General features: G+C 60.0%; 22 protein-coding genes. 11 read left to right on the top strand and 11 right to left on the bottom strand.

Annotated features, from left to right (window positions below):
- The first annotated feature begins 83 nt into the window (after nt 1-83).
- Entirely contained in the window at nt 84-1,019 is a 936-nt protein-coding gene (gene aglG, locus RR_RS05925) for a glucosyl-dolichyl phosphate glucuronosyltransferase (RefSeq protein WP_004962239.1), read from the top strand.
- A 3-nt stretch (nt 1,020-1,022) separates the two neighbouring features.
- Nucleotides 1,023-2,216: a glycosyltransferase family 4 protein gene (locus RR_RS05920; protein WP_004962237.1), complete on the top strand. Its 1,194-nt coding sequence runs from the start codon at nt 1,023-1,025 to the stop codon at nt 2,214-2,216.
- Here the strand turns inward: RR_RS05920 and RR_RS05915 are convergent.
- The 3 genes from RR_RS05915 to RR_RS05905 are packed head-to-tail and all read right to left on the bottom strand — an operon-like array spanning nt 2,204 to nt 6,419.
- Complete coding sequence (locus RR_RS05915; RefSeq protein WP_011223021.1) at nt 2,204-3,559, bottom strand: sulfatase; 1,356 nt, start codon at nt 3,557-3,559, stop codon at nt 2,204-2,206. The two genes, RR_RS05920 and RR_RS05915, sit on opposite strands and share 13 nt — an antisense overlap.
- A gap of 35 nt (nt 3,560-3,594) precedes the next feature.
- Complete coding sequence (locus RR_RS05910) at nt 3,595-5,037, bottom strand: lipopolysaccharide biosynthesis protein (protein ID WP_011223020.1); 1,443 nt, start codon at nt 5,035-5,037, stop codon at nt 3,595-3,597.
- Nucleotides 5,034-6,419, bottom strand: a complete 1,386-nt coding sequence (locus RR_RS05905; RefSeq protein WP_049938763.1) for a sulfatase — start codon at nt 6,417-6,419, stop codon at nt 5,034-5,036. The genes RR_RS05910 and RR_RS05905 overlap by 4 nt, the downstream gene beginning before the upstream one ends.
- 96 nt (nt 6,420-6,515) lie before the next feature.
- Here RR_RS05905 and RR_RS05900 point away from each other — a divergent pair, with 96 nt between their 5' ends.
- Genes RR_RS05900 through RR_RS05885 form a run of 4 tightly spaced genes read left to right on the top strand, consistent with a single transcriptional unit; the run spans nt 6,516 to nt 10,926 of the window.
- Nucleotides 6,516-7,388 (top strand): hypothetical protein, encoded by an 873-nt coding sequence (locus RR_RS05900; RefSeq protein WP_011223018.1) that lies wholly within the window; start codon nt 6,516-6,518, stop codon nt 7,386-7,388.
- Between the two features lie 49 nt (nt 7,389-7,437).
- Nucleotides 7,438-8,406, top strand: a complete 969-nt coding sequence (locus RR_RS05895; protein ID WP_011223017.1) for an alkaline phosphatase family protein — start codon at nt 7,438-7,440, stop codon at nt 8,404-8,406.
- Between the two features lie 45 nt (nt 8,407-8,451).
- On the top strand, nt 8,452-9,786 hold the full coding sequence (locus RR_RS05890) for a sulfatase-like hydrolase/transferase (protein ID WP_011223016.1): 1,335 nt from the start codon (nt 8,452-8,454) through the stop codon (nt 9,784-9,786).
- Between the two features lie 42 nt (nt 9,787-9,828).
- Nucleotides 9,829-10,926 carry a glycosyltransferase family 4 protein gene (locus RR_RS05885; protein ID WP_232508550.1) on the top strand — a complete coding sequence of 366 codons (1,098 nt, stop codon included), beginning with the start codon at nt 9,829-9,831 and terminating at the stop codon, nt 10,924-10,926.
- 2 nt (nt 10,927-10,928) lie between these two features.
- On the opposite strand, the gene RR_RS05880 is transcribed toward RR_RS05885, so the two are convergent.
- On the bottom strand, nt 10,929-11,771 hold the full coding sequence (locus tag RR_RS05880; RefSeq protein WP_011223014.1) for a TrmB family transcriptional regulator: 843 nt from the start codon (nt 11,769-11,771) through the stop codon (nt 10,929-10,931).
- A gap of 249 nt (nt 11,772-12,020) precedes the next feature.
- Between RR_RS05880 and aglJ the strand changes: the two genes are divergently transcribed.
- Entirely contained in the window at nt 12,021-13,067 is a 1,047-nt protein-coding gene (gene aglJ, locus RR_RS05875; RefSeq protein WP_011223013.1) for an S-layer glycoprotein N-glycosyltransferase AglJ, read from the top strand.
- Nucleotides 13,068-13,115: 48 nt separating this feature from the next.
- Here the strand turns inward: aglJ and RR_RS05870 are convergent, their stop codons facing one another.
- Both RR_RS05870 and RR_RS05865 read right to left on the bottom strand, forming a co-directional pair.
- Complete coding sequence (locus RR_RS05870) at nt 13,116-13,442, bottom strand: hypothetical protein (protein WP_004962210.1); 327 nt, start codon at nt 13,440-13,442, stop codon at nt 13,116-13,118.
- Between the two features lie 46 nt (nt 13,443-13,488).
- Entirely contained in the window at nt 13,489-13,839 is a 351-nt protein-coding gene (locus tag RR_RS05865; protein WP_004962207.1) for a winged helix-turn-helix transcriptional regulator, read from the bottom strand.
- 136 nt (nt 13,840-13,975) lie between these two features.
- Here RR_RS05865 and RR_RS05860 point away from each other — a divergent pair, with 136 nt between their 5' ends.
- Both RR_RS05860 and RR_RS05855 read left to right on the top strand, forming a co-directional pair.
- A complete protein-coding gene (locus RR_RS05860; RefSeq protein ID WP_011223012.1) occupies nt 13,976-14,395 on the top strand; it encodes a DoxX family protein in 420 nt (139 codons plus the stop codon).
- A gap of 105 nt (nt 14,396-14,500) precedes the next feature.
- Nucleotides 14,501-16,159, top strand: coding sequence for a rhomboid family intramembrane serine protease (locus RR_RS05855; RefSeq protein WP_011223011.1), 1,659 nt, complete (start codon nt 14,501-14,503; stop codon nt 16,157-16,159).
- On the opposite strand, the gene RR_RS05850 is transcribed toward RR_RS05855, so the two are convergent.
- The 5 genes from RR_RS05850 to RR_RS05830 all read right to left on the bottom strand — a co-directional run bounded on the left by RR_RS05850 (nt 16,156) and on the right by RR_RS05830 (nt 21,935).
- The gene (locus tag RR_RS05850; protein ID WP_011223010.1) at nt 16,156-16,782 is read right to left on the bottom strand and encodes an METTL5 family protein; all 627 of its coding nucleotides are present in this window, start codon (nt 16,780-16,782) and stop codon (nt 16,156-16,158) included. The genes RR_RS05855 and RR_RS05850 overlap by 4 nt on opposite strands.
- Nucleotides 16,783-16,832: 50 nt before the next feature.
- Complete coding sequence (locus RR_RS05845; RefSeq protein ID WP_011223009.1) at nt 16,833-18,392, bottom strand: sensor histidine kinase; 1,560 nt, start codon at nt 18,390-18,392, stop codon at nt 16,833-16,835.
- A gap of 96 nt (nt 18,393-18,488) precedes the next feature.
- A complete protein-coding gene (locus tag RR_RS05840) occupies nt 18,489-19,562 on the bottom strand; it encodes a hybrid sensor histidine kinase/response regulator (RefSeq protein ID WP_011223008.1) in 1,074 nt (357 codons plus the stop codon).
- Nucleotides 19,563-19,564: 2 nt separating this feature from the next.
- A complete protein-coding gene (locus RR_RS05835; protein WP_004962190.1) occupies nt 19,565-20,011 on the bottom strand; it encodes a response regulator in 447 nt (148 codons plus the stop codon).
- Complete coding sequence (locus RR_RS05830) at nt 20,004-21,935, bottom strand: PAS domain-containing sensor histidine kinase (RefSeq protein ID WP_011223007.1); 1,932 nt, start codon at nt 21,933-21,935, stop codon at nt 20,004-20,006. The genes RR_RS05835 and RR_RS05830 overlap by 8 nt, the downstream gene beginning before the upstream one ends.
- A 219-nt stretch (nt 21,936-22,154) precedes the next feature.
- Here RR_RS05830 and RR_RS05825 point away from each other — a divergent pair, with 219 nt between their 5' ends.
- On the top strand, nt 22,155-22,736 hold the full coding sequence (locus RR_RS05825) for a LemA family protein (protein WP_011223006.1): 582 nt from the start codon (nt 22,155-22,157) through the stop codon (nt 22,734-22,736).
- On the top strand, nt 22,736-23,497 hold the full coding sequence (locus tag RR_RS05820) for a hypothetical protein (RefSeq protein ID WP_011223005.1): 762 nt from the start codon (nt 22,736-22,738) through the stop codon (nt 23,495-23,497). The genes RR_RS05825 and RR_RS05820 overlap by 1 nt, the downstream gene beginning before the upstream one ends.
- The last annotated feature ends 1 nt before the right edge of the window (nt 23,498 follow it).

Genomic DNA, 23,498 nt, shown 5'->3' with positions numbered 1-23,498 from the left:
TGCCAAGGCGCGCATAAGCCTTTTGACCTCTATGCGAGCGCAGGATGGAAACGCCTAACAGCACCGGTGGCACACCACCGACCATGCGAGTCTCGGTCGTGCTCTGTACGCACACGATGGAGCGATATGACGACTGTCGAGCGGCGGCCGAGAGCGTCTTAGCCCAGACCTACGACGACGTGGAACTCGTACTGGTCTCAGATGGGAATCGGGACGTGTACAAGCAGTACCAATCTGACTTCGGCAACCGAGACGATGTCCTGACGCACTGTAACGATGCAAACGTCGGACTGCTAGAGAGCCGGAACAACGGGGCCGAGGTCGCTACCGGAGACGTTGTCGCGTTCATCGACGACGACGCGATCGCTGACGAGGAGTGGGTCGCGGCGCTAGTCGATGCCTACGAACAGCAGGACGCGCTCGCGGTCGGCGGCCGAATGACGCCGGCGTGGGTCGCCGGCAAACCCAGCTTTCTCCCCGCGGAGTTCTACTGGCTCATCGGTGTCACCCACCGCGGGTTCGGACCGAACGGCGACCCCGACGAACCCGGCGTCGTTCGCAACACCTTCGGCTCAAACATCTCCTTCGACCGGGACGTGTTTCTCGAACTAGGCGGCTTCGACGATGACATCGGCGGTCGACAGGGTGAAAAGAACCTGCAGGGCGGCGAGACGGAACTCTGTGCGCGCCTACGAACTGAATACGACGAAGGGGTGTACTACACCCCGGAGGCCCTTGTCGCGCACAAGATATTCGACTATCGGACTGATCCCGGCTGGCTGTTAGACCGGGCGTTCTGGCAGGGGTACTCGAAGCGCGGTATGGAGGTGTTTGTCCCGGAATCGACCGGCGAGGAGTCCGATTTCCTCAGCGACCTCCTGTTCCGGTTTGCCCCCGAAAGGATCTGGGGCCTCGTCCGCGCTCCCTCTGTGGCCGGCGTGTTACAGTTCGTGTTCCTGTTTGCCCTCACCGCCTTCGTTGGCTTTGGCTACTTGTACGGCATGACTGTCTGGGGGTAACAGATGACGGAACCAACACGTCATCAAGAGCATGAAACGGAAACACAGGAAGCGGACCTGCCGAACGTCTGTGTCGTCACGCATCCGCTTGCCGCGGCCGGCGAGAACGCCACGCGGAGCCTGCTGGATATCCTCTCTGCGATCACATCGGTTGCGCTCGTGACAGCTGATCTGCCAGCTGATTCCGAGATCCGCGACCGGCACGAACTCGTCGAACTCACGCAGAAAGGTGCGGGTGACTCCGTTGTCATCGCCGCGTTCCGGTTTCTGCTGAACCAGCTCCGGATGTGTCGCGTCATCGCTGGCCGGGACGAGGACGTGGTCCTGTTTTTCGGCGCAACGTCGTACTTACTACCCATTGTCGTGACTCGGTTGCTGGGGAAGACCGTCCTCGTCGAACCCCGCGGCGACGTGCCGCTGACGCTCCGGTTGAACTGGGAACAGCAGTTGCCTGACCAGGTGGCGGCTGTCCTCGCTGGGGCCGTCCGTGCACTCGAACGAGCCGGCTTCGCCGTGGCACACGGCGTCATCACCTACACGCCCGAGATGGCTCGCCAACTGGACCTGCATCCGGAATCTCCGAGCGTATATCCGACAGGGGCGCGCTACGTCCGGACGAACGAATTCTGCGTCCAGCGACCCTACGCTGACCGCGACCGCGTCGTCGGGTTCCTCGGACGGCTCGACGAAGAAAAAGGTGTCCGGGAACTGGCTGCAGTTGCCACACAACTCCCCGACGACATCACCTTCCGGTTCGTTGGGGACGGCGACCTCCGAGAGTGGCTGGAAGAAGACCTCGCCGCAGATATCGAGGCCGGTCACGTGGAACTGACCGGCTGGGTAGACCACGATAAGGTCCCACACGCCCTGAATGACCTCGAACTCCTGATACTGCCCTCCCAGCCGACCGAAGGGCTCCCGACGACTATTCTGGAGGCGCTGGCTTGCGGAACGCCGGTATATGCCAGTCCGGTCTCAGGTGTCCCGGACGTGGTCAGGGACGAGGAGACCGGTTTCACCATCGATTCGCGCGAATCCACGGCACTGGCGGCGGGTATCGAGCGGATTCTCGACAGGAACGATCTGGCAGCAATCAGCGAGAACGGACGCACCCTGATCGAACGCGAGTACAGTTTCGACGCGGCCTGTGAGCGATACCGCGGTATTCTTCGTTCCGTCGCCGGCTACTCGTCGTAACCCAGCCGTCGGAGCCGTTCCTTGACATCCTCATCCATATCCGGGCGCTCGACATCGTCAGCCTCCGTTGCTCGAACGAGTTGCCGGTGGTCATCGAGCTGTTTGCGCAGCCGCCGTTCCCGAGATGGATGCTCCTCGATGACGTTCACCTGCTCTTCAGGATCCGCTGTCAGGTCGTATAGCTCGTCATCCTCGTCGTCCTCGTGGGCAATGAGCTTCCACTCGGGCTCTCGTATGCGGAGGTGTTCGTAACCGTCGCTATCGCGGTAGCCGCCCAGAATCTCGTTGCGGTCCCACTCTCCGTCGAAGGCGAGTCGCCGGAGGCTCTGTCCAAACCAGTTGTTCGGAATATCGAGCCCAGCGGTGTCGACGAGCGTGCAGGGCAGGTCGGTCAGCCCGACTAGCTCGTCGTAGCTTCCCGTATCGTCCCAGCCGTTAATCAAGAGCGGGACGTGGTTTTTCACATCAAGGAGGCGGGCGCCGCCGAAGTAACCGTGTTCGAGGAAGTGGTCGCCGTGGTCCGCGGTCAGCGCCATCACGTAGTCGTCTCCCCACGTTGACTTGACGGCGTCCATGAGACGACCGACCTCCGCGTCGTTGAACCGTATCTCCGCATCGTAGAGGTCGATGAACGTCTGGTGCTCTTCCGGAGTCACTGCCTCGGGCTCCTCGATATACTTGCGACGAAGTTGGATCGATTCGTCGTCGGACACTGGCTCATCCCGGAACTTCCGCTGGTATTCCTCGGGTGGGAGGAACGGATGATGGACGTCCATGTAGTGTGCCCAGACGAACGTCGGCGTCTCATCGTCGCTCTCCTCGATGAACTGGATCGCTCGGTCTGTGATTTCGTCGGCCGGGACGTGATAGGACCCGACATTGATACCCTGTGAAGACTCAAGGAAGTCGTAGCCCCGCCGCAGGAGGGAGAGCAGTGTGCCGTCGAGGTTCGTCTTGGCCCACTTGCGGAGCTTCGAGGTCGCCGACTCATCGGGCGCCGAGTCGTAGAACTCGTCCCACCCCCGGTCGTAGCCGAACTTCCCAGAGACGTAGAGATTCGAGTGAAACCCGCCGGTGCGGTAGCCGGCGTCGTTGAATACCTCCGAGATGAGTGTCTGTTCCTCGGAAATCCGTTCGTGACCGCCGTACATCATCGGCGTCACGCCCGAGAGGATGCCGGGAAATGAAAAGCGGGTGCCACCGACATGAGAGAAGGCGTTCAGAAACGTACTGCTTTCTTCCGCGTAAGTGTCAATCTGTGGTGTAGTATTTCGCTCGTATCCGTGGTACCCCACGTGGTCCGCTCGTAGCGAATCGATAGTAACGAGGAGGACGTTGTTCATGCTACTGCGTCCGCCAGTGGCACAATTAAGGATTGCTATAGTGTCGTTTCCGGCATAACCAATCGGGCCTTCGCACGGACCCGCGCCGAAATGATTACTAGGACGACAGCGTAGACGACCCCGCCGAAGCCAGCGAGCAGCAGCGTCCCCAACCGACCCGGAGGCATCAGCATGGCGACAGGGGAGACTGCAGCGGCCATCACCGTGGCAGCGGCGACCTGGGTGCCGAGTGTCCGGTACGGAATGTGGATGGATCCGACGATGTTCCCGAGCACCCAGTACCCGATCAGCGCCCGAAGTAGTGACGACAGCGCGGTGGCGATGGCCGCACCTGTCCAGCTGAGTTGCCAGATGAGAACTGCATTCAAGATCGCGTTAGAGACAATAAAAACCATGTTGACACGGAATGCTGCGTCAGGCCTGTCGACCCCGTTGATGACGTTTGTGAACTGGGAGGCGAACGCGTCGGCAAGATAGGCCGCAATGAGGATGAGTAATACTGTCGCACCTTGGTCAAACTCCGGGCGGTAGAACCGAAGGACCCGGTCGCCGATGACGGCCGCGCCGACGAGTCCCGGAATGACGAGGATACTGCTGAACGCCAGTGCCTCGTCGAGGTAGTGAACAATACGGTCGTAGCCGTCCGCCGTACTCAGGTCGCTGACCTCGGGAAAAAGCGTCTGGCTGATGGAAGAACTCGCGATCGCGAGCATCGATGCGATGCCCCACGCCGCCTCGTAGATACCGATGAGAGATGCACTGACAAAAAACGAGAGAAAGATGGTGTCGAGCCAGCCGAAGACCCGGCCTCGAAGCGCTCCCATCCACGCGTACTTGGCGTAGTCGACGAGGCTCCGGAGCTGGTCGACGGTGGGCAGCGCCGGCCGCCGTTCGCTCAGCAGGAAAGCGACCCCAGCAGCAATGGCTAGGGATGAGGCGTGGCCCAGCGCGATACCGGCAACGCCCATCGCCGCCAGAAGCGCCCCGACCTGTAGAGCGGTTCGCATCACGCGCTCGCCGGCCTTGAGCCAACCCGTCGTGGCAACTCGTTTTTGTCCCTGCAAGCTTCCCTGTGTCGTCCGGTATGCTACTGCCGCGGCCAACATCACCACGATCTCCACGTCGTAATCGATGAGGACCCGCATGAGCTCGCGGTTACGGGAGACAATCCCACCAAGGAGTTCGCCGGCCGCCAAGATGAGGACGCCGAGTACGGCAGTCGTAACCGCGTTGAGCAGGATACCGCCGCCGATGAAACCGGCAGGGCTGTCACCCTCGCTAATCCGCTTTTTCATCGCGTTCGCAACAGCGTTACCCGGAATCACCAGCCAAAAGAAGCCCAGCGAGACGATAACAGAATACCGCCCAAGACCGTCTGCACCCAGAACGACAGCGATGAGCCATGTTGCAGCGAAGCCAGCCAGCGAAACGACCACCTGCGAGACGAAATGTGAGAGGGCGGTCTTACCGAGCCTCATTCCATGTAGCCCAGGTCTCGGAGCTGGCGCTGGACCGTGCCGGAGAACTCTTCCTGCTGGCCCTCAGACACCGGCTGGCCGTTCGCCTCAACCCAATCGGTCAGGTCGGACTGTAGCGACTCGGCAACCTCAGGGTACGCCTCGCGAACGTCTGTCTCTTGATCGGCTAGATCGAACAGTTCCGCACCCTCTCCACTCTCCTGATAGCGCCACTCCTCTGTCCGGAGCGCGTTCAGCGTTCCGGTGTGGAACGCCGAGTAGTCGAAGTCAGGGTTGTGTGTGAGCAGTTCCTCGTACGTGTTCGGGCCCCGCTGAGAGACGGCGAATTCACGGCCCTCCTCACGGAGGTCGACTCCGATGGTATCCGACCCGTCCACGCCGGCGACTTCGAGCAGCGTCCGCATCACGTCGCTGTGCTGGATGATGTCGCTATCGTCAACGGTTAGCGACTCGTCAAGTCCGTTAATGACGAGCGGGACGCGGGTAACGGCATCGTTCAGGACGTAGCTGTGCGAGAGCAATCCCCATTCGCCGAACAGTTCGCCGTGGTCCCCAGTCACCACGACGACAGTGTCGCCGAGATCGAGCGAGCGCAAATGAGAGACGAGCCGCCCAACCATCTCGTCTGTGTATGCGATCTCCGCGTCATACATCGCACGCAGCGCGGCCCACTCTTCATCGGTCAGGTCGCAGCCGTTTGCGACGATTTCATCGAGGCTGTAGTGGATCTCGAGCGCACGTTTGGCGGCCTCGCGCCCGGACATCTCTAGATCGTCGGTGAATGTATCGAGGTATTTCCCCGGCGGGTAGTAGGGCCGGTGGGGTTCGTTGTAATGAAGATAGAAAAAGAACGGCTCAGACTCGGATTCGAAGTCGCCCAGCCATCGCTTCGCGACGCCGTTCATCAGCAGTGGCGACGCGTGTTTCGCCGTGTCTGTCGTCAGCCCGGCTGAGTGGCTCCGGATGTTCCAGAGGTACGAGGCGAGGGTCTTTGCACCGGCCCGGTGAATCGTTGATGATGCGAGCCACTGAAACCGATCGAAGCCGCGGTCAAGATTGGTCGCAGAGCTAACATACGAGTTGCGGGACAGGCAGGCCGTCCGGTAGCCAGCGTCGCGGAAGCGCTCCGCGACTGTAGTAATACCGTCTGGAACTGCGTTCCCTTCGATGCCGATATTCGTGTGGGTCGGAGCGTAGCCAGTTAAGATTGCGCCAGTGGAGGGTAGTGTGGATTTACCGTGGGCGATGCACGTATCGAACCCGTGGCCAGAATCAGCTATGTCGGCCATCTCCGGGGTCGTGTCGCGCTCGTATCCCCCGATTGTCGTGTGATCTGATCGGAGGCTGTCGAGAGTTATCCAGACGATATTCGGCGTCGACATGTAGTGTACTATTTGTTGATTTCTCCTCCGGTAATTTATATTCCGGTTCCAGCCGGAGAAGGACGATTTATCACGCATTGTGAGAGAGCCGAATATATGCCAGAGAGCCCGACGGCAGAAACCAGCGCGAGCGAGCAGCTTTCATACCGGCTCAGGAAATGGTTGCTCCAGCATGCCACCTCGACGGTCGGCGCTGATCAGCACCAGCGAATCGCTGAGGACGACTGGGACATCTTGATCATTCTTGACGCCTGTCGGCTTGACACCTGTCGGGACGCCGTCGATTGGCCTGTCCAAGAAGTCACCACACCAGCCAGCTGTACCCCAGACTGGCTCGCAGCTGCTAGAGATCGGAACCTGTTTGCTGACAAGACAGTTTTGACTGCCAATCCGCAGTACAAAAAGTTCGAATTTGAGGCTGACTCACTCGAACACTTCTGGCAGAGCCACTGGGATGAGCGCCGCCAGACCGTGCTGCCTGAACCAGTTCTCGATAGAGTTACCGAACACGTCAGCGGGGACGGACCACCTGTCATCGCGCACCTCCAGCAACCTCACTGGCCCTACGTCGCCCGGATCGAAGATAATTGGGAACTCGCATACCCCGACCTCGGTCCGTGGACGGATGGTGACGAGGAGATAGCCGGAATGCAAGTTGCGATGGCCCGCGGAAAGATCGATGTTGAAAGAGCCTACAATGCCTACCGCGCATCAGTTCGGAGCATCTGGCGGACGTTGCTTCCAGCCATCGAGTCGTGGGTCGCAGACGGTCACAGTGTCGTTGTCACTGCCGACCACGGTGAAGTGTTTGGACGACTCACAGAGGCCACAATGTACGAACACCCTTGCAAGGTGGGAATCAGACCATTGACGGCTGTCCCATGGGTCGAGTTTGGACCCTCTCAGCCTGAGTCGGTAGACAACGGGACGGTCAAAGACCGCTTGGAGGCCTTGGGGTATGCTGAATAGCCAGAGTAAATAAAGTGTTAAATGGGCACGTAGCCGAGTTGAGACAATCATGGTGCTGGTCGTTCTTGGTATCGACGCGCTGGACCCGGAGTTGGTAGACCCTGCGAACCATCCAAACCTCACGCTCGATACCTATCAGTCCATAGAGACAATAAACAGTGTTGAGGGGGAGCCGAGTACCCACGAACTGTGGCCAACGATTATCACTGGGCTTGCTCCCAAAGAACACGGACTCAAACTGGAAGACGGTGTCGCATGGGAGAATCCCTTGCTACGGTACGGGAGTGCGGCCGCGAGCTACCTGCTGCCTGACGGGATTCAAACCAGCATTGGTGCGTGGCTGCTCAACAATACCGGTGAAGACGCGTTTCGTGTTCCATCGACCTACTACGAAAAAGAAGGGATCTCGACGGTATTCGACGGGCGTGAAGCGGCGACCATTGGCATCCCGAATTACGTCGTCGATCCCGAAAATGAGGACCGAGAACACAGCCTTCGGCGGAGCCTCGGAGACCTGTTCGAACGTGACGGAAGCGCTCAGGGTGGCCATACATCATCCGACCCGGCAGCGTTTTATGAACAATGTCTGGAGATGTCGATGGTTCGGATCGCCCGAGCACGAAGAGCACTCCGAGGTGGTCGAGAGAGCCTCATATTCGCTTACACGAGCGGACTTGATCTTATCGGACACGTTACCTACGACCAGCCTAACCTCCAGATGCAGGCCTACAGTGAACTCGATGATTTTGTCGGCGAGGTGGCCAGCGACTTACGCGAGGACGATGAGCTCCTCCTCGTGAGCGATCATGGGCTTCAGAACGGTGTCCACACCCACGAGGCGATGGTGGCAGGCACGTCACCGCGTCTCGTTGAGGGGATAGATAGCGTTCTCGATGTTCGAGGAGCAATTGAGGCGGAACTTCGTCACCGAGATCACAGCGGCCCAAGTAGCGATTCTCTCAGCATAAAGGGGAACGACACAGTGACATCACAACTCGAAGACCTCGGGTACATGTAACCTATCGTAGTGAGATTTATACCGACGACGTGATTCCGATTAGATATGACCAGCGTCGCCCTGATTGTGCTGGATACGCTCCGGAAAGACGCCTTCGACAAACACTTCCAGTGGCTTCCGGGAACCAACTTCGAGAACGCCTATGCACCGAGTCATTACACCGTCCCATCACACGCCTCGTTGTTCACTGGCCTTTACCCGAGTGAAACGGGAACAAACGCCAATTCCCACCAGTTCACCGCGCCCAGTCCCCCGCTTGCCCGCCGACTTCAGGGCGAGGGACTGGAAACCCACGCCTTCAGTGCGAACGTCCAGATTTCACGGCAGTTTGGCTGGGACTGGGGATTCGACAGCTACAGCGGCTCTTGGAACTCCAAACACGCCAATGCGACCGACAACATCTTCGAGTGGAACGCGTTCATTCGGGAACACCGCGATGAGGGCCCAAAGCGCTATTTGAAGGCGCTGTGGTCGTGTCTTTCGGGCGACTGTGACACAATCCCCAGTCTTAAACACGGGCTAGAAATCAAATACCGGACCCATACGGTGTCCGACTCCGGAGCACAGGAGGGGCTTTCATATGTTCGAGGGACAGACTTCGCAGACGATGCCTTCCTTTTTATGAATCTAATGGAAGCTCATGGACCGTACAGGCCACCCGAGGAGTACCAAACAGTGGATTTCGATGAGATGCCTGGCTTTGCCGAGTCTGTCCAAGAGGAACCAATCGACGAAACATACGCTGAAACCATCAGACAGGCCTACGACGACTCGGTACGGTATCTCTCCGAGAAGTACGAGGCTATATTTTCGGAACTCCGTGATGAGTTTGACTATGTGATCACACTGGCCGACCACGGAGAGAACCTCGGTGAAAACGGGATATGGGGCCACGGGCTGGGCCTATATCAGGAGCTGACCCATGTTCCACTGTCAATATGGGGGATGGACGATGTGGAGACACGTGAAGAGATTGTCAGCCTGATTGATGTTCACCGAACGATACTGGGGATGGTTGGCGTTGAGGACGACAGGTACGAGGGTCGTGGCCGAGACCTCCGGTCACCGGTAGATCACGAACCGCAGCTGACTGAGTATCTTGGTCTAAACATGTGGCGTGAACAAAAGCTAGAGGCCGCCGGGAAAGCCGACGAGTTCTCGACGTATGACCGGGAGCTGTATGGCATCGCTGCGGCCGAGAACTATTACGGGTATGAGGACTTCGACGGGAGTTTCGTCGAATCCGGGACAGCCTTGCTTGAAGCTCCCCGTAACCGGATGGACGAACTAGTCGATGATCTCGAATATCTGGAGGATGCCGACGACATCGATGTCTCGGACCCAGTGATGGAGCGCCTCGAAGATCTGGGCTACGCCTGAGGTCACAACCGTTTTGTCCGGTCTCAGCGAAGATGGACCATCGTGGTTTCGTTGGACATCTGTTTCGTCGTGAATGCGGTCGGGGAAGGGAGCATCCCGGCGGAGATTGCGACGGCGGTAACACGGCACACCGATCATACCGTCGACATCCTGACCTGGTTCGATTCAGGACCGTTTGCTGGCGAGGAGCTACTGGACGTTCGGTCCCTTGACGCGCCGGATTCAGCGCTCGGTATCGATCCGGCGACGTACCGCCGTGCTACCGACATCCTTTCGGAGTACGACCTTATCCAAGCCCACCACAACCACTCTGGGGCATTCGCGAAGGTCATTGCGCGACGCGTCGACGTACCGGTCGTCTCTCGCGAGGGGAACACCCGCGACGGGTTCACCAGAAAGGGTCGGATAGCCAATGGCGTCACCAACCCGCTTGCCAGTCGTGTAGTCTGTATCTCCGACAGCGTCTATCAGTCATTCACTCTCTGGGAGCGAGCGATACTACCCAAACGAAGAGTTCGACGAATCCCAAACGGAGTCCATATGGACCGAATCGACGAGACTGCACCTGCGCTACCAGATGACATCACCCCCTCAGACAACGCTTTCCTCGTCGGCAACGCGGCCATGCTTTATGAACAAAAGGCACAGGACACGTTGATTCGGGCCGTCGCCCAACTGAACAGGCGAACCGACCGACCGGTCGAACTCGTTATCTGTGGCGACGGACCCGAACGACCACGGCTTGAATCGCTTGCCGAGGCACTTGGCATTACATCGCGGGTTTATTTTGCGGGTCTGGTCGAGCGCCGGGCCGTCTACGCTATGGCGAAGGCCGTTGATGCCTTCGCAATGCCGTCCCGCTGGGAGGGGTTTTGCTCAGCTGTCGCTGAGGCACTGGCCGCGGAGACCGCGACGGTGCTATCGAATATTGAGACGTTCAGAGAACTGTACGACGGCGCCACGCTGTATCATGAGGTCGACAACGTCGACGGCCTCACCGGCTGTCTGGAGGTGCTGTTGTCGGACGAATCACGTCGGGAGGCGCTGGCACAGACAGGACGGAACTTAGTTGAAAAAAAATACACGATCAGGACCGTCGCACAGCAGTACAGCGCACTGTACGACGATATTGTTGGGTAATTTCAGTTCGACCGCTGGACACTCTCATACTCCCAGACTAGATCGAAGTAGCGTTTCATCCCAGCGACGAACGACCCGTTGTCCGTAATTGCGGCCTGGCGCATATGGTTGGGAACGTCCGGCTCCTCGACCAGCAGAATCGCCTCGCCGCTGTCGTAATCCATACTTGGGTCGACGAGCGTGCCGCGCCAGGGGAGCTTCTCTGTGCTGAACCGCAGGTCGATGGCGGGATATTCCGCCGTCAGGCGGTCAACGATGTCAGCCTGAACAGCAGCTTTCTCCGGTGGGAGTGCATCGGGGTGCAAGAAGAGAACGTTAACTTCGACCCCGCGGTCGAGTGTCTCCGCCAGTGCGCGCTCGACGTTGTCGAGGTAGGCGAAGCTATTGGTAATAACCCGAAGCGTTTCATCGGCGTCGTCGTACAGCCGTCTGGTCTCGCGTTCGCTCGGTTCGCCGACGTCGACGACATGGAACAGTTCGGCCGTCGGTGAGATGTCCTCGTTAGCGCGTTCGAACCGCGGCTCGTACTCGGCGAGGAAGGCGTCGCGGTAGGAGTCCATGTCCGCGGCGAACGATTCGTATGACTGCTTCCGGTTTTCGACGGCCCGGTCGAGGATGTCGCTGGGAGATTTCGGCTGGTACTCCTTGGGGCGGCCGGGTATCAGCTTGATGAAGCCGCGGTCGGACAGCGACTCCAGCACACCGTAGACGCGGGCCTTGGGGATGCCGCTGGCTTCCGCGAGATTCGGGGCTGTCGTTCGGCCCAGCGAGAGCAACTGTTCCAGCGCCGTCGCCTCGTATTCGGTCAGCCCAACCAGGTCGAACACGTCCGCAGGGTCGCTCATACACGCCCATGTGTGGCACGGGATGTAAAACGCGTCGCCCGGCGCCCAAATCTATTAGTGGGTGGCGGCAAGTAGTTACTCGCAGAGTGAGTAACATGACTGCGACATCCCAGACCGAGGAAGACGAGCACTTGGCAGACATCGAAGACGGCTGTGGCTGCGCGGAGGTCTGGGAACACATGAGCGAGCAGCGCGACGACTGAGGTCAGACCCGCATTTATTTGCCTTCGCGTGGATGACGTTGAGTCAATGGCCGACCGAGACGACGTCTGTATACTGTTGCCGACATTCAACGAGGCAGAGACCATCGAGTCGGTCGTGTCCGGGTTTCGTGAGCAGGGCTTCGACAACATCCTCGTCATTGACGGCGGCTCGACTGACGGGACACAGGACCGCGCCGAATCGGCCGGCGCACGAGTCGTCGAACAGTCCGGCTCGGGGAAGGGACAGGCTGTCAGGGAGGCGGTGACGCGCCACATCGAGCAGCCGTACGTCCTGATGGCCGACGGCGACGAGACCTACCGACCCGACGAGGCGGACAGACTACTCGAACCGCTGTTGTCGGGCCAGGCCGACCACGTCATCGGAAACCGGTTTGCGGATATGCGACCCGGAGCGATGACGAAACTGAATCAGGTTGGCAACCGTATCATCAACAGTGCCTTCGAAACGATCCACGGACGAGACCTCACCGATATTCTCTCGGGCTATCGCGCGTTCACGCGTCAGTCCTTCCAGCGGAGTTCGCTGACGGCCTCGGGCTTCGGTATCGAGACGGAGATGGCCGTCGAGTGTGTCAAACACAACATCTCGACGGCGGTGGTGCCGATCACCTATCAGCCCCGCCCGGACGAGTCCGACACGAACCTTCGCCCGTTCCGGGACGGCGCGACGATCATCCTGACGCTGTACCAGATGGCAAAGACAAACAATCCGCTGTTTTACTTCGGGAGCGTTGGTCTCGGGAGCACTGTGGTCGGGTTTCTGCTCGGCGCGTACGTGGCCTACGACTGGGTTGTCAACAGCATCTCACACGAGGTGATTGCGGTTGTGGGCTCCTTTGCTATTCTGCTGGGAATCCAACTCCTCATGTTCGGCGTCCTGTCGGATATGCTCGTGGCGGTGAACCGCGAGCAGACGCGCCGGCTGGAGGACATCGCTGTCCAGCTCACACATGAGAGCCACAGTCAGCCGGCGGACGTGTTTGACGACCAGCAGGTCAGCGGCGCGGAGGGCATCGAAGATAGCGACACAGAGACAGAGCCGGCGGTATCTCCGCACCAGTCCGACGAGTAATGTAAACGACCACGGGTCAGGTGACCCGTGGAACTTTCACTGTTTCCTTTAGAACGGGACCAGCGCGCGTAGCTGGGAGAGAATACTGTTTCTGGTGGCTTCCCGTTTTCGTTCGAATATCGGATGGAGGTCGTTGAGTAGCTCCTGCTCGTTGTCGAACTCCGTAGCGGTCGTCTCGTCGAGCGCCTCGGAGAGCGTCATCGAGTGACCCGACGCGTCGAACGGGACCGCGACGTGTCCGGCGGCGTCCCGGACCTCCCTCGCAGTCGCGGGATACTCGATGTCCACGTCCGACAGGCGGGCGTCGAGTGCCGCGATACCGAACTCGATGACGTCTGGCTCGTCACTGTTATCGGCTGGTGGCCGTACTCCCATTGGTAACGTGATGGGGCCGGGGGATAGAAAAGTCTGCGTTGTCGGCCTAATTCTCGCAACCAGCCAGCCACTCCTCGGCCCAGCCCTCGATTTCGGCGAACACCGGACAGAGGGATTCGCCCTTGGGCGTGAGCTGGTAGTACGTTGCGACGGGGGCGTCCTCTTCGAGCCGCCGGTCGACGAAGCCCATCTCTTGGAGGTCGTCGAGGACCCGCGAGAGGGTGCGAGAGCTAGCGTCGGTGGCGCGTTTGAGTTCGTTGAACCGCTGTTCGCCGTTCTGGAGTTCGTGGAGTACGACAAGTCGCCAGCGCGACCCGATCTGTTCTAGCGATTCGATGACGGCACACGGCCCGCTTTCTTCCTCCTCGTCCGCGGCAGTGAATACTTCAGATGACATCGGTGCTACCTAGTATCTTCTTTGTCCGGGAACGTACAAATAGGTTCGCATACGAACCAAGTAACGTAATGAAACCACCAATCGCGGTTCGACAGTCTCGCAGCGAAATGACCCCTGGCCCGGAGGTGAGCGACTGATGGCGTTCGAGTCCGCCGGTGCGGGCGAGCTGTTCCTGCTGGGCCGACTCCTGTTCGGCGGGGTGCTTGCGTTCATGGGTCTGAACCACTTCCAGAACGCCGGACAGATGGCCCCCTACGCGGAGGCAAAGGGGCTCCCGGCACCGGTGGCGTCGGTCTACGGGAGCGGCGGACTGCTCCTCGTCAGCGGCGTCCTCGTTATCCTCGGCGCGTACCCCGTCATCGCGGCCGGGGCGCTGGCGACGTTCCTCGTCGCTTCCGCCGTCATGATGCACAACTTCTGGGCGGTCCCGGACGACCAGATGCAAGACGAGATGACGCAGTTCCTCAAGAACATCGCACTCGCTGGCGGCGCGCTATCGCTGCTGGCGGTAGCCGGCACGTCGTGGCCGTACACCGTCGGCCTGTCCCTGTTCTGAGGCGGCGACCCAGTCTATGCCGGTCTCCTGACTGTGGCTCAATCACTGTTCGGGAGTGACACCTGCCGCCATCCATAAGCCGTCCCGTACCCGAATAGCTGACAGATGATGCAGTCGCTGCCGACGCCGGCCGTGCCAGCGTGGCTCCCGTGGCAGGAAGCGGTCGTCCTCGTCGTGGTGCTTGCCGTCCTCCTTACCATCTGCCGCGTCTCGGATATGCGGCTTGGCGACGGCTTGCGGGAACGACTACTCCTCGGGGCCCCGTGGGGAACGTTGCTGACGATCGCGGGTGTCGCGGCGGTGTACCTGTTCCTGCAGGGCGCGTGGTGGCATCCACGGAACCCGCTTGTAACCCCGTTCCGGACGTGGTCGTACTTCTACCCGTTCGGGATGCTCACCGGCGCGTTCACCCACGGCAGTCAGGGCCACATCACGGGAAACCTCATGGGCACACTGGTGTACGGGACGGTCGCGGAGTACGTCTGGGGACACTACCCTCGCAAGCGCGGGGTGCAGACTTTCACGTCGCTTCGGACGAACCCGTTTGCCCGAATTCTGGCCGTTCCCGCCGCCATGTTCGTTGTGGGCGTGTTCTCCGCGGTGTTCGCTATCGGGCCGATTGTGGGCTTTTCCGGCGTGGTGTTTGCCATTGCCGGGTTCGCGCTCGTGACACGGCCGACGCTGTTTCTCGGCGCGTTTCTCGGAAACCGCGTGCTCGACCTCCTGTATTCGGCGCTCCGCTACCCGGTGTCGACGGCCTCGGGTCAGACCCGCTTTGTGACGCCGTGGTGGTCCAACATCGCCATTCAGGGGCACGCCATCGGCATTCTGGCAGGCGTCGTCGTGGCACTCGCACTCCTGTGGCGTCGGGACGAACGCCCCGACACGCTGCGGGTGTTCTTTGCGACGCTCGTGTTCGCGGTCGCACAGGGGCTCTGGGCGGTGTACATCCCGCTCGGTGGCGGCCGGTTTCGGCTGTTCCGCTGGGCCGGGACGGCGCTGGTGTTCGTCCTCGCGCTCGTCGTCGCCGCGGCGACCATCGGTTCTGGCCGGCGTTTGCGCCCGTCGTTCGACCGCCGCCCGGCGTCACTCGCAGTGATGGTTCTGCTCGTCGTCCTCGGCGCACTGAGTCTCGCTGCCGTCCCGACGAACGTCGTCGACCTGCAGGCGGACCAGCTCCCCGAAGACGGCATCGAGGTCAGAGACTACGTAGTGACCTACGATGAGAACGTGCCTAACGCGTACTTCGACGGTATCTGGGTCCCAACACAGCGGGGCGGGGCGAGCGTCAACGAAAGCGGTGTCATCGTTGCCAGCGCAGAGCGGGAGGTCTGGATCGCCGCTATCCAGCCGGGCCAGCTCGCCGTCGACGGTCAGGAGCGGGTCACAGTCGGCGGGCCGACCTGGCGCGAATCGGTGTACGCAAACCGGGTGGACTGGTCGGTACTCGGCAATTCCAGCGTCTATCGGGTCCAGCTCAGGCGCGAGGGCGGCCAGCCCCGGACGGCATACACCTCGGAGCCGTTGACGGCGGACGTGATACTCGACGGCCGGAACGTGACAGTCGCGGCCCGGCAGAACGGATTCGACGTGGTCGTCACACAGGGGAACGAAACGGTCGGGCAGGCACCGCTTCCGGCGAATATGACGCAGACGCGGATCGGCGGGCTGACCTTCGAGCGGAACCGCTCACGGCTGTACGCAGAGACAGATGGCACTCGCGTCAAGATCGCGGAGCGTCGCCAGCAAGCGGCGCAGAGCTAGGTCCAGTCGATGCGATACACTTCCGCGGTAATCACCTGTCGCTCCGATTCGTGGAAATCGAACTGTCGCGGCAGGTCGAACTCCGTCTCGAAAGCGTGGGTCACCTCGCCGCCGTTGTCGTCAGTGAAGGATTCGACAAACGATTGGCTTCCGTCGTTGTGAATCGAGTACGAAACGCCCGCGATGGACGCGGCAGTTTCGAGAAACCGTCGGTCAGCGTGTTCATTGTCCGACTGTGCGCCAAAGGGCGGATTCATGACGACAGTGGTTTCCTCGACAGGAGGTGCCAGCGGGGCCATGGTGGCATCTGCTCGAACCCACGACACTGGCGTCGTCGACCCGACCTTCCGTTCGTTTTCGCGTGCTGTCGACAACGGCGCAGGGTCGATATCCAGCCCGACAACCCGCGCCGGTGACCGCAACGCTGCACCCAACGACAGCATCCCGGTGCCACAGCCCAGATCGACGACAGTCTGGCCCTGAATGTCGCCCTGAAGGTCTGCAGTATGGACCAGATGCGCTGCCAGGTCCGGCGGTGTCCGGTACTGTTCGAGACTGGCCCGTGGGTTGTCAAACCCGGCGACAACGGCGAGTTGCTGGGCGAGCGCACTCTTTGTCGGCATTACCCGAGATACGCCCGATTCATTCAAAAACGTTTGGAAATGCCCAGTAGTTATCTTACCGGGAGCGCAACGACGAAGTCGCTGCCGGCGAGGTCGCTTTCTTCAACCCAAATGTTGCCGCCGTAGCTATCGACCATCACTGAGACGAAATAGAGTCCGAACCCGGTCCCTGTCGATTCGGTTCCACGCTCTCCCTTCTCGAAGATTGCATCACGCTCTGCGGGTGGTATCCCGGGCCCGTCGTCAGCGATATGAAGGTGAACCATCGGCCCGACACGTTCCGTCGTCACCTCGATTGTGGTACCTGGGCCGCCGTGCTCGACAGCGTTTGTCAGGATGTTTCCGACGACATCGTCGAGAAGGTCGTCAGCCACGACCTCGATATCGTCATGGATGTCTGTCCTGAGCGTGCAGTCCTCGTCCATCGAGGCCGCTTTTTTCGTTGCCCCTTCGACGACCGGTCCTAGGGCGATTGTCTCTGCCTCTGTCAGCCCGTCGTCCGACATCGTGTTCAGGACGCTCCGGACCTTCTGTGTGAGGTCGACGATGTCCTGACTCCAGTCCAGAATCGTCTCTGCATAGTTCGACTGTGCGCCGTCGAGCGTGTCTGCAAGCGTCTCGGCGCGCGCTTCGATGACAGTCATCCCGTTGAGGATGTCGTGTCTAAGTATACTGTTGAAAAACTCCATCTGCTCTTCGCGGCGCTTGAGGTCCGTGATATCTGTCCCCTCGACGATTATCTTTCGAACAACGCCGTCGGCCGTTACCGGTCGGGCCACGACGGAAGTTGAAATACGCTGGCCATCTGCGCCGACGTGTTCGGCCTCGAACCTGACGGTCTCACCCGCTCTCGTCCGCTCGACGGCCTCCCGACACCGGTTCGCGACCGCCTCGTCGTGGTTCCACCAGGGCGTTTCACAGAACGGCTCCCCGCAAACGTCCGCAGCATCAGCGTCGATGAACCCGAGCGCCGTTTCGTTTGCTCTGATGAGAGTCCCATCCGCGTCGAGAATACCGATGAACGTCTCCGGTGAATTGAACGTCGCTTCTAACAGCCGCTGGCTCTCCTCATGTGAATCAACAGCGATATCGCGTTCAATCTCCGCTTCGACCCACTGCGTTAGATGCTCGAGCAGCGTCTCCTGCCAGTCCGAGAACTCCGAAATCGCCTCATCGTCGTTGACGAAACACAGCGTCCCGTATTCCGACCCGTCCGCCCGAAGCGTCGTGCCGACGTACGCTTCCAGTCCGGCCTCCTTGTATGCCGGGTCGGCCGCCATTGATTCACTCGCGTTAGTGATGATGTGAATCCCGGAATCGTTGAGCGTGTGCTTGCAGTATGTCTCGGAGAGTGGGCGTTCGACGCCCGGTGAAATCGTCGATGGCAGACCACTACTGGCGACGACTTTGTGTTCGTCGCCGGAGACAACTGCAATGTGACCGTTCGGGAACCCCAGATGCTCTCGACCGACGGCCAAGACCGGCTCGACACGCTCCTGAAAGGTGGTTCCGCTGGCCGCCATCGCCGCAGTGAGGTCCTGCATAGCCGCGAGATAGCGATCCCGCTCGTCCGAATCGCTCCCCTCGTTCCCGTCCAGCGGATCATCCATAGCAGGTGACTCGACCTCCCCGGAATTGAAGATTCGGACCCGTTTCTCAGAAGCTGAAATGCGGCTGACCGATGGTAATGTGACAATCGGCCACCCCTACAGAGTTGCGTGCGGGAGTTCAACGTAGAAGGCTGCGCCGCCGAGGTCGCTGTCCTCGACCCAGATGTCGCCGCCGTAGCTCCGGACCATTGTGTCCACGAAGTAGAGGCCAAAGCCAGTCCCACCGGATTCAGACCCCTTCTCCCCACGCTCGAAGATGCGGCGAGCGTCACTGCTCGGAATCCCGTCTCCGTCGTCCGCAAGACAGACAGTCACGGTACCGTCCGCAACCGTCGTCGTCACGTCGATAGTCACGTCGTCGCCGCCGTGTTCGACCGCGTTGAGAAAGAGGTTCCCGAACACGTCATCGAGTAACTCGTCGGCAACGACAGTGACCGCCTGTTGATCGATCGTAACGGTACAGTCGTCGCTGACCGACCGGGCGCGGTCCGCTGCGTCCGCGAGGACGGCCTGTAGTTCCCGGTGCTCCTGGTCCCGCCCGTCGCCATCGGTGACGGTCTCAAGCACTGACCGGACCTTCTCGGTGAGTTCGATGAGGTCGTCGCTCCACTGGACGATTGTCGACGCGTGCTCGCGTTCCTCGCTGTCGAGCGTCTCTTCGAGGAATTCGCCCCGCGCCCGGATGACGTTCATCCCATTGAGGATGTCGTGTTGCAGGATGCTGTTGAAGAAGTCCATCTGGTCGGTCTGGCGCTGAATGGCACGCTGCTGACGGCTCCTGACGACTGCGTACCGGAGCGCTCTCACAAGCCGGTCGCCGTCCAGATCCGCTTTCGGCAGGTAGTCCTGTGCGCCCCGGTTGATCGCTTCGACCGCCATCTCCCGGTCCTGCATTCCGGTGAGGACGATGATCGGCACCCCCTCTATTATCTCGGTTGCCCGGTCGAGTGTCGCGAGCCCTGTTGACTCGGGGAGTCCGAGGTCAAGCAGTACCACGTCGTAGGCTGCCCCCGACCGTTCGTCGACCGGTGCCAGTGACTCGACGTGGGAAATCGTCACGTCATCGACGAAATGCGCTACAGCCGGCGAATTTAGCTGGTGCTCGACGAGGCGGGCGTCACCCGGGTTGTCCTCGACGAGGAGCACGTCGAGCTGTATCGTCTCCGTCATGGCTATTTCGGCGGCCGCTTGACCACTGTAAGGAAGAATTCCTCGACGCTACTCACGATGTCGACGAAGCCGTCGAAGTCGACCGGCTTCGTCAGGTAGGCGTTTGCGTGGAGGTCATACGATTCGATGATGTCCTCCTCCGCCTCGGAACTGGTCAGCACGACGACTGGAATCCGGCGGAGCGACTCATCATCCTTCATTTCTTCGAGGACCTCCTGTCCCCCTTTACGTGGCATATTGAGGTCGAGCAACAACAGGTCGGGCCGCGGTGCGTCGTCGTACTCACCTTCTTGCCGGAGGAACGATAGCGCCTCGACGCCGTCGTTGACCACGTGCAGATTGTTCAGCACCTTCCCCTTCTCCAGCGCTTTCTCGGTCAGTTTGACATCGCCGGGATTGTCCTCCGCCAGTAGAATCTCTACCGGTCGCCCCTCGCTGGACTCAGTCATCGCCGCTCACCTCCGTCACCGCGGGCAACGTAAACTTGAACATCGCGCCGTTGTCCGACGGTTCGACCCAGATACGCCCGTCGTGGCGCAGGACGATTCGCTGGCAGACGGCCAGTCCGATGCCGGTTCCGTCCGTGTCGTGTGCTCCAGCGCGATGGAAAATGTCGAACACCTCCTCGTGGTCCGCCGCCGGAATCCCCGGCCCGTTGTCCGAGACGGTGAACACAACATCGTCGTCATCTCTGTCCGCGCTGACCTCGATACGTGGTTCGATGCCGGCTTCCACGGCGTACTCAATGGCGTTGTCCAGCAGATTCTGAAACACCTGACCGACCTGATTGGGGTCGGCTTCGACGGGTGGCAGTGACTCCGCTGTGATGGTCGCGTCAACCTCCTCTATTCGCATCCGCAGGGCGTCCAGCGTGCGGTCGAGAACCGCCTCCGGGTCTGTCTCCTCGAAGTCACCCGAGTTTGTCTCGACCCGCGAGTACCGGAGCAAAGCATTGACCATCTCCTGCATTCGGCGGGCCCCGTCGACAGCGAAGGCCATGTACTCGGCGGCCTCGTCGTCGAGGTCGTCACCGTATTCGCTGTCCAGCAGGTCGACATAGCTCGACACCATCCGGAGGGGTTCCTGCAGGTCATGCGACGCGATGTAAGCAAACTGCTGGAGCGCCTCGTTTGAGCGCTCCAGTTCCGCCTGTTTGGACTTGAGCCGCGTCTCGCGTTCGACCCGGTTCAGTGCGGCGGCCCCGGTGCTCGCGAGAATTTCGAGCAGGAACCGCTCGTGGCTGTCGAAGGACTCGACAGTTGGCGAACCGATACACAACATTCCATAGTCCTCAAGCGGGAGAAACAACACCGTCCGTAGCGGTGCCTGGGGCGCTGATGGGTTCGACAGCGCCTGATAGTCCTCGACGACGGTCGGACTGCCATCGTGAAACAGGCGGTTTTCGTCGCTTTCGGGACCCATCGGTGAGAGGTCAGACGCCGTCTCCACCGCCGCGAAGTCTGCCGCCTCGCTTGTTGCACCAATCGGATAGAGGGTATCGTCGTCGCTGTTGTAGGACCACATCGCCGCCAGTGGCTGGTCGATGATGTGCTGTGCGATCTGTGTCACCGTGTCCGCGACCGCGCGCTCCGTGCGGGTGTACAGCAGTTCGTTCGTCGCCTCGCTGAGTGTTTCGATGCGTGCTTCGCGCCGTTTGAGGTCAGTGATGTCGCGGGCGACGCTGACCACCTGCGTTAGATCGCCGTCATTGTCGAACACCGGCCGATACCACGTCTCGAAGACGAGGTCATTGACCTCCTGTGTCACGCGAACCTCTTCGCCATCGAGAGCTTGTTCAACAGCCTCGATGATTTCCGGATACTGTTTATAGACCTCATACACCGGTATCCCTTCGAGTTCGCCGGGTTCTATCCCGAGTCCGTCCAGCCCCTTTCCGGCCGAGTACGTAAAGACGCCATCGGGGTCAAGCGTGAACACGACGACCGGGAGGTTCTCCATCAGCGTCTGGAGTTGCTTGCTCCGTTCAGTGTGTTTGCGCTCCTGTTGGCGGATCTCGGTCACGTCGTGAATGAACGCCACAACGCGGGTTGTGTCGCCGATGACGGCGCGTTCGAGCGACACTTCGACCCGCCGGCTCTCGCCGTCCGGGCCCCGTGTCGTCCACTCGACCTGTGCCGACCCCGATGTGGCTGCCTCCGTAATCAGGGCGTTTGCGTCTGCTGTCGAGAACCCCGGCGGGCTAAACTCGCCGACGTGCATCCCGACGATATCCGCCGGGGGACGCCCGAGCAACGCGCCCGCTGCCTCGTTAGCCCTGACGACTATCCCGGTGTCAGCGTCGTGGATCATAATCGGGTCCGGATTCGCCTGGAAAACGTCGCGGAAGAGAGCAGTGTCCTCCGTAGAAGCCATACGTGTGGTGCGGTGGCAGGCTACAAGACTGTACGCTCTCTGTTATCATATATGATTCTTATCCACACTGATTTGATAGATACGCGGGCCGAGGTAGAGTCCACCAAGATTGGGAGTTGTATTCCAGTCAAGGTACACTTTATTTCGGTTCACCGTGCTATTTCTGTCTTCGAATAGATGGGTAAAATTATATGTTGGTGGCAGATGACCTGAAAGAATATGACGCTATATGGATACATTGTTGGGGGGTTCTGTGTCCTCCTCACTGTCTGGTTGATCGGTTCGTACTTTCGACGGGCACACGACAATCTTGTCGAGGCCCGCGAGAGTTGTGACGCTGCCTGGGGGAACGTCGAAGTGCTACTTCAGCGCCGTCACGACCAGGTCGGAAACCTCATCGAAATCGCTGACGAATATATGTCCATGGAGCAGAACGTTCTCGCTGGCATGGTTGAGGCTCGCGAGAGCGCGATTGATGCAAGCACTCCTGCGGAGGCAGCGATGGCCCAAGTTGACATCCGAGAATCCGTCCGCGAGTTCTACTCGATTGCCGAGGAGACGCCAGAACTGCGGACCGACGAGAAATTCGATGACGTTCGCGATGCTCTCGAAACCATCGAGCAGCGATTGGAAAACCGTCGGGAGTATTACAACGACACTGTGAGACGGTACAACGCGCTGTTACAACAGATCCCAGAGCGGTATCTCGCGGCCCATAGAGGATACAAGCCTCGTGACTCGTTTGAGGCTGACGAGGCTGCAAAAGGGGAATTCTCCGTACGTGACCGTCTTCAAAACTGATGCTGTTTGGCATTCTGTTGTATCTCGGTATTCTGGCGCTCTCGGGGTTTGGTGTTCTCTGGGGAATCGGATCAATACTGATGGGATTTGACCGCTATGAGGAAGAGCACGCAATTCGAACGACACCGCTTTCGGAACTCGATTCAATTGCTGCTGGTCCGACAGCAGTCCGGGGTCGCATCGAACCTGCTGGTCGACATATCGGAACACTGTACGACTGTGAGGCATGTGTTGCCTACGAACTCACAATTGAGGACGCGGGAAGTGATTCGAGCAGGACACACGTCAACAAATCGGAAGCGGTGCCGTTCGACATTGTAACTGATGAGGGCTCAGTCCGGGTTTGCAACGCGGAGTTCGACTTCCATGTTTCCGAGGACCGTCGCTGGAACGAGAAGCGCAAGAGCCACACCTCGCCTGACGACAAGTTGGCGCGCTTTGAGCGCGACTGGCAAATCCCGGACCTGCGGGCCGGTGACGACCGACGTTATGAGATGGCCTACATCGAACCCGGCGATACCGTGTATGCGTACGGGACGGCTGAACTGGACAACTCGTTGTCCGGGGAGCAATCGAAACCGCTCGTATTAACTGGCCGCGATGGGTTGTTTTTCCTCTCCGACCAAGATCCGGACGAACTGCTCCGGGAGCGACGGTTCGTGCTTGCGAAAAACGGGCTGCTCGGCATCGCCGTTGCAGTCATTTCGCTGGCTGTGTTTCTCTGGCTGACAGGTATCGCACAGATATTTCTCGGCGCGTAGA

The sequence above is a fragment of the Haloarcula marismortui ATCC 43049 genome (genome assembly GCF_000011085.1).
Classification (GTDB): domain Archaea; phylum Halobacteriota; class Halobacteria; order Halobacteriales; family Haloarculaceae; genus Haloarcula; species Haloarcula marismortui.
This window is presented reverse-complemented; position numbering and strand designations above follow the sequence as displayed.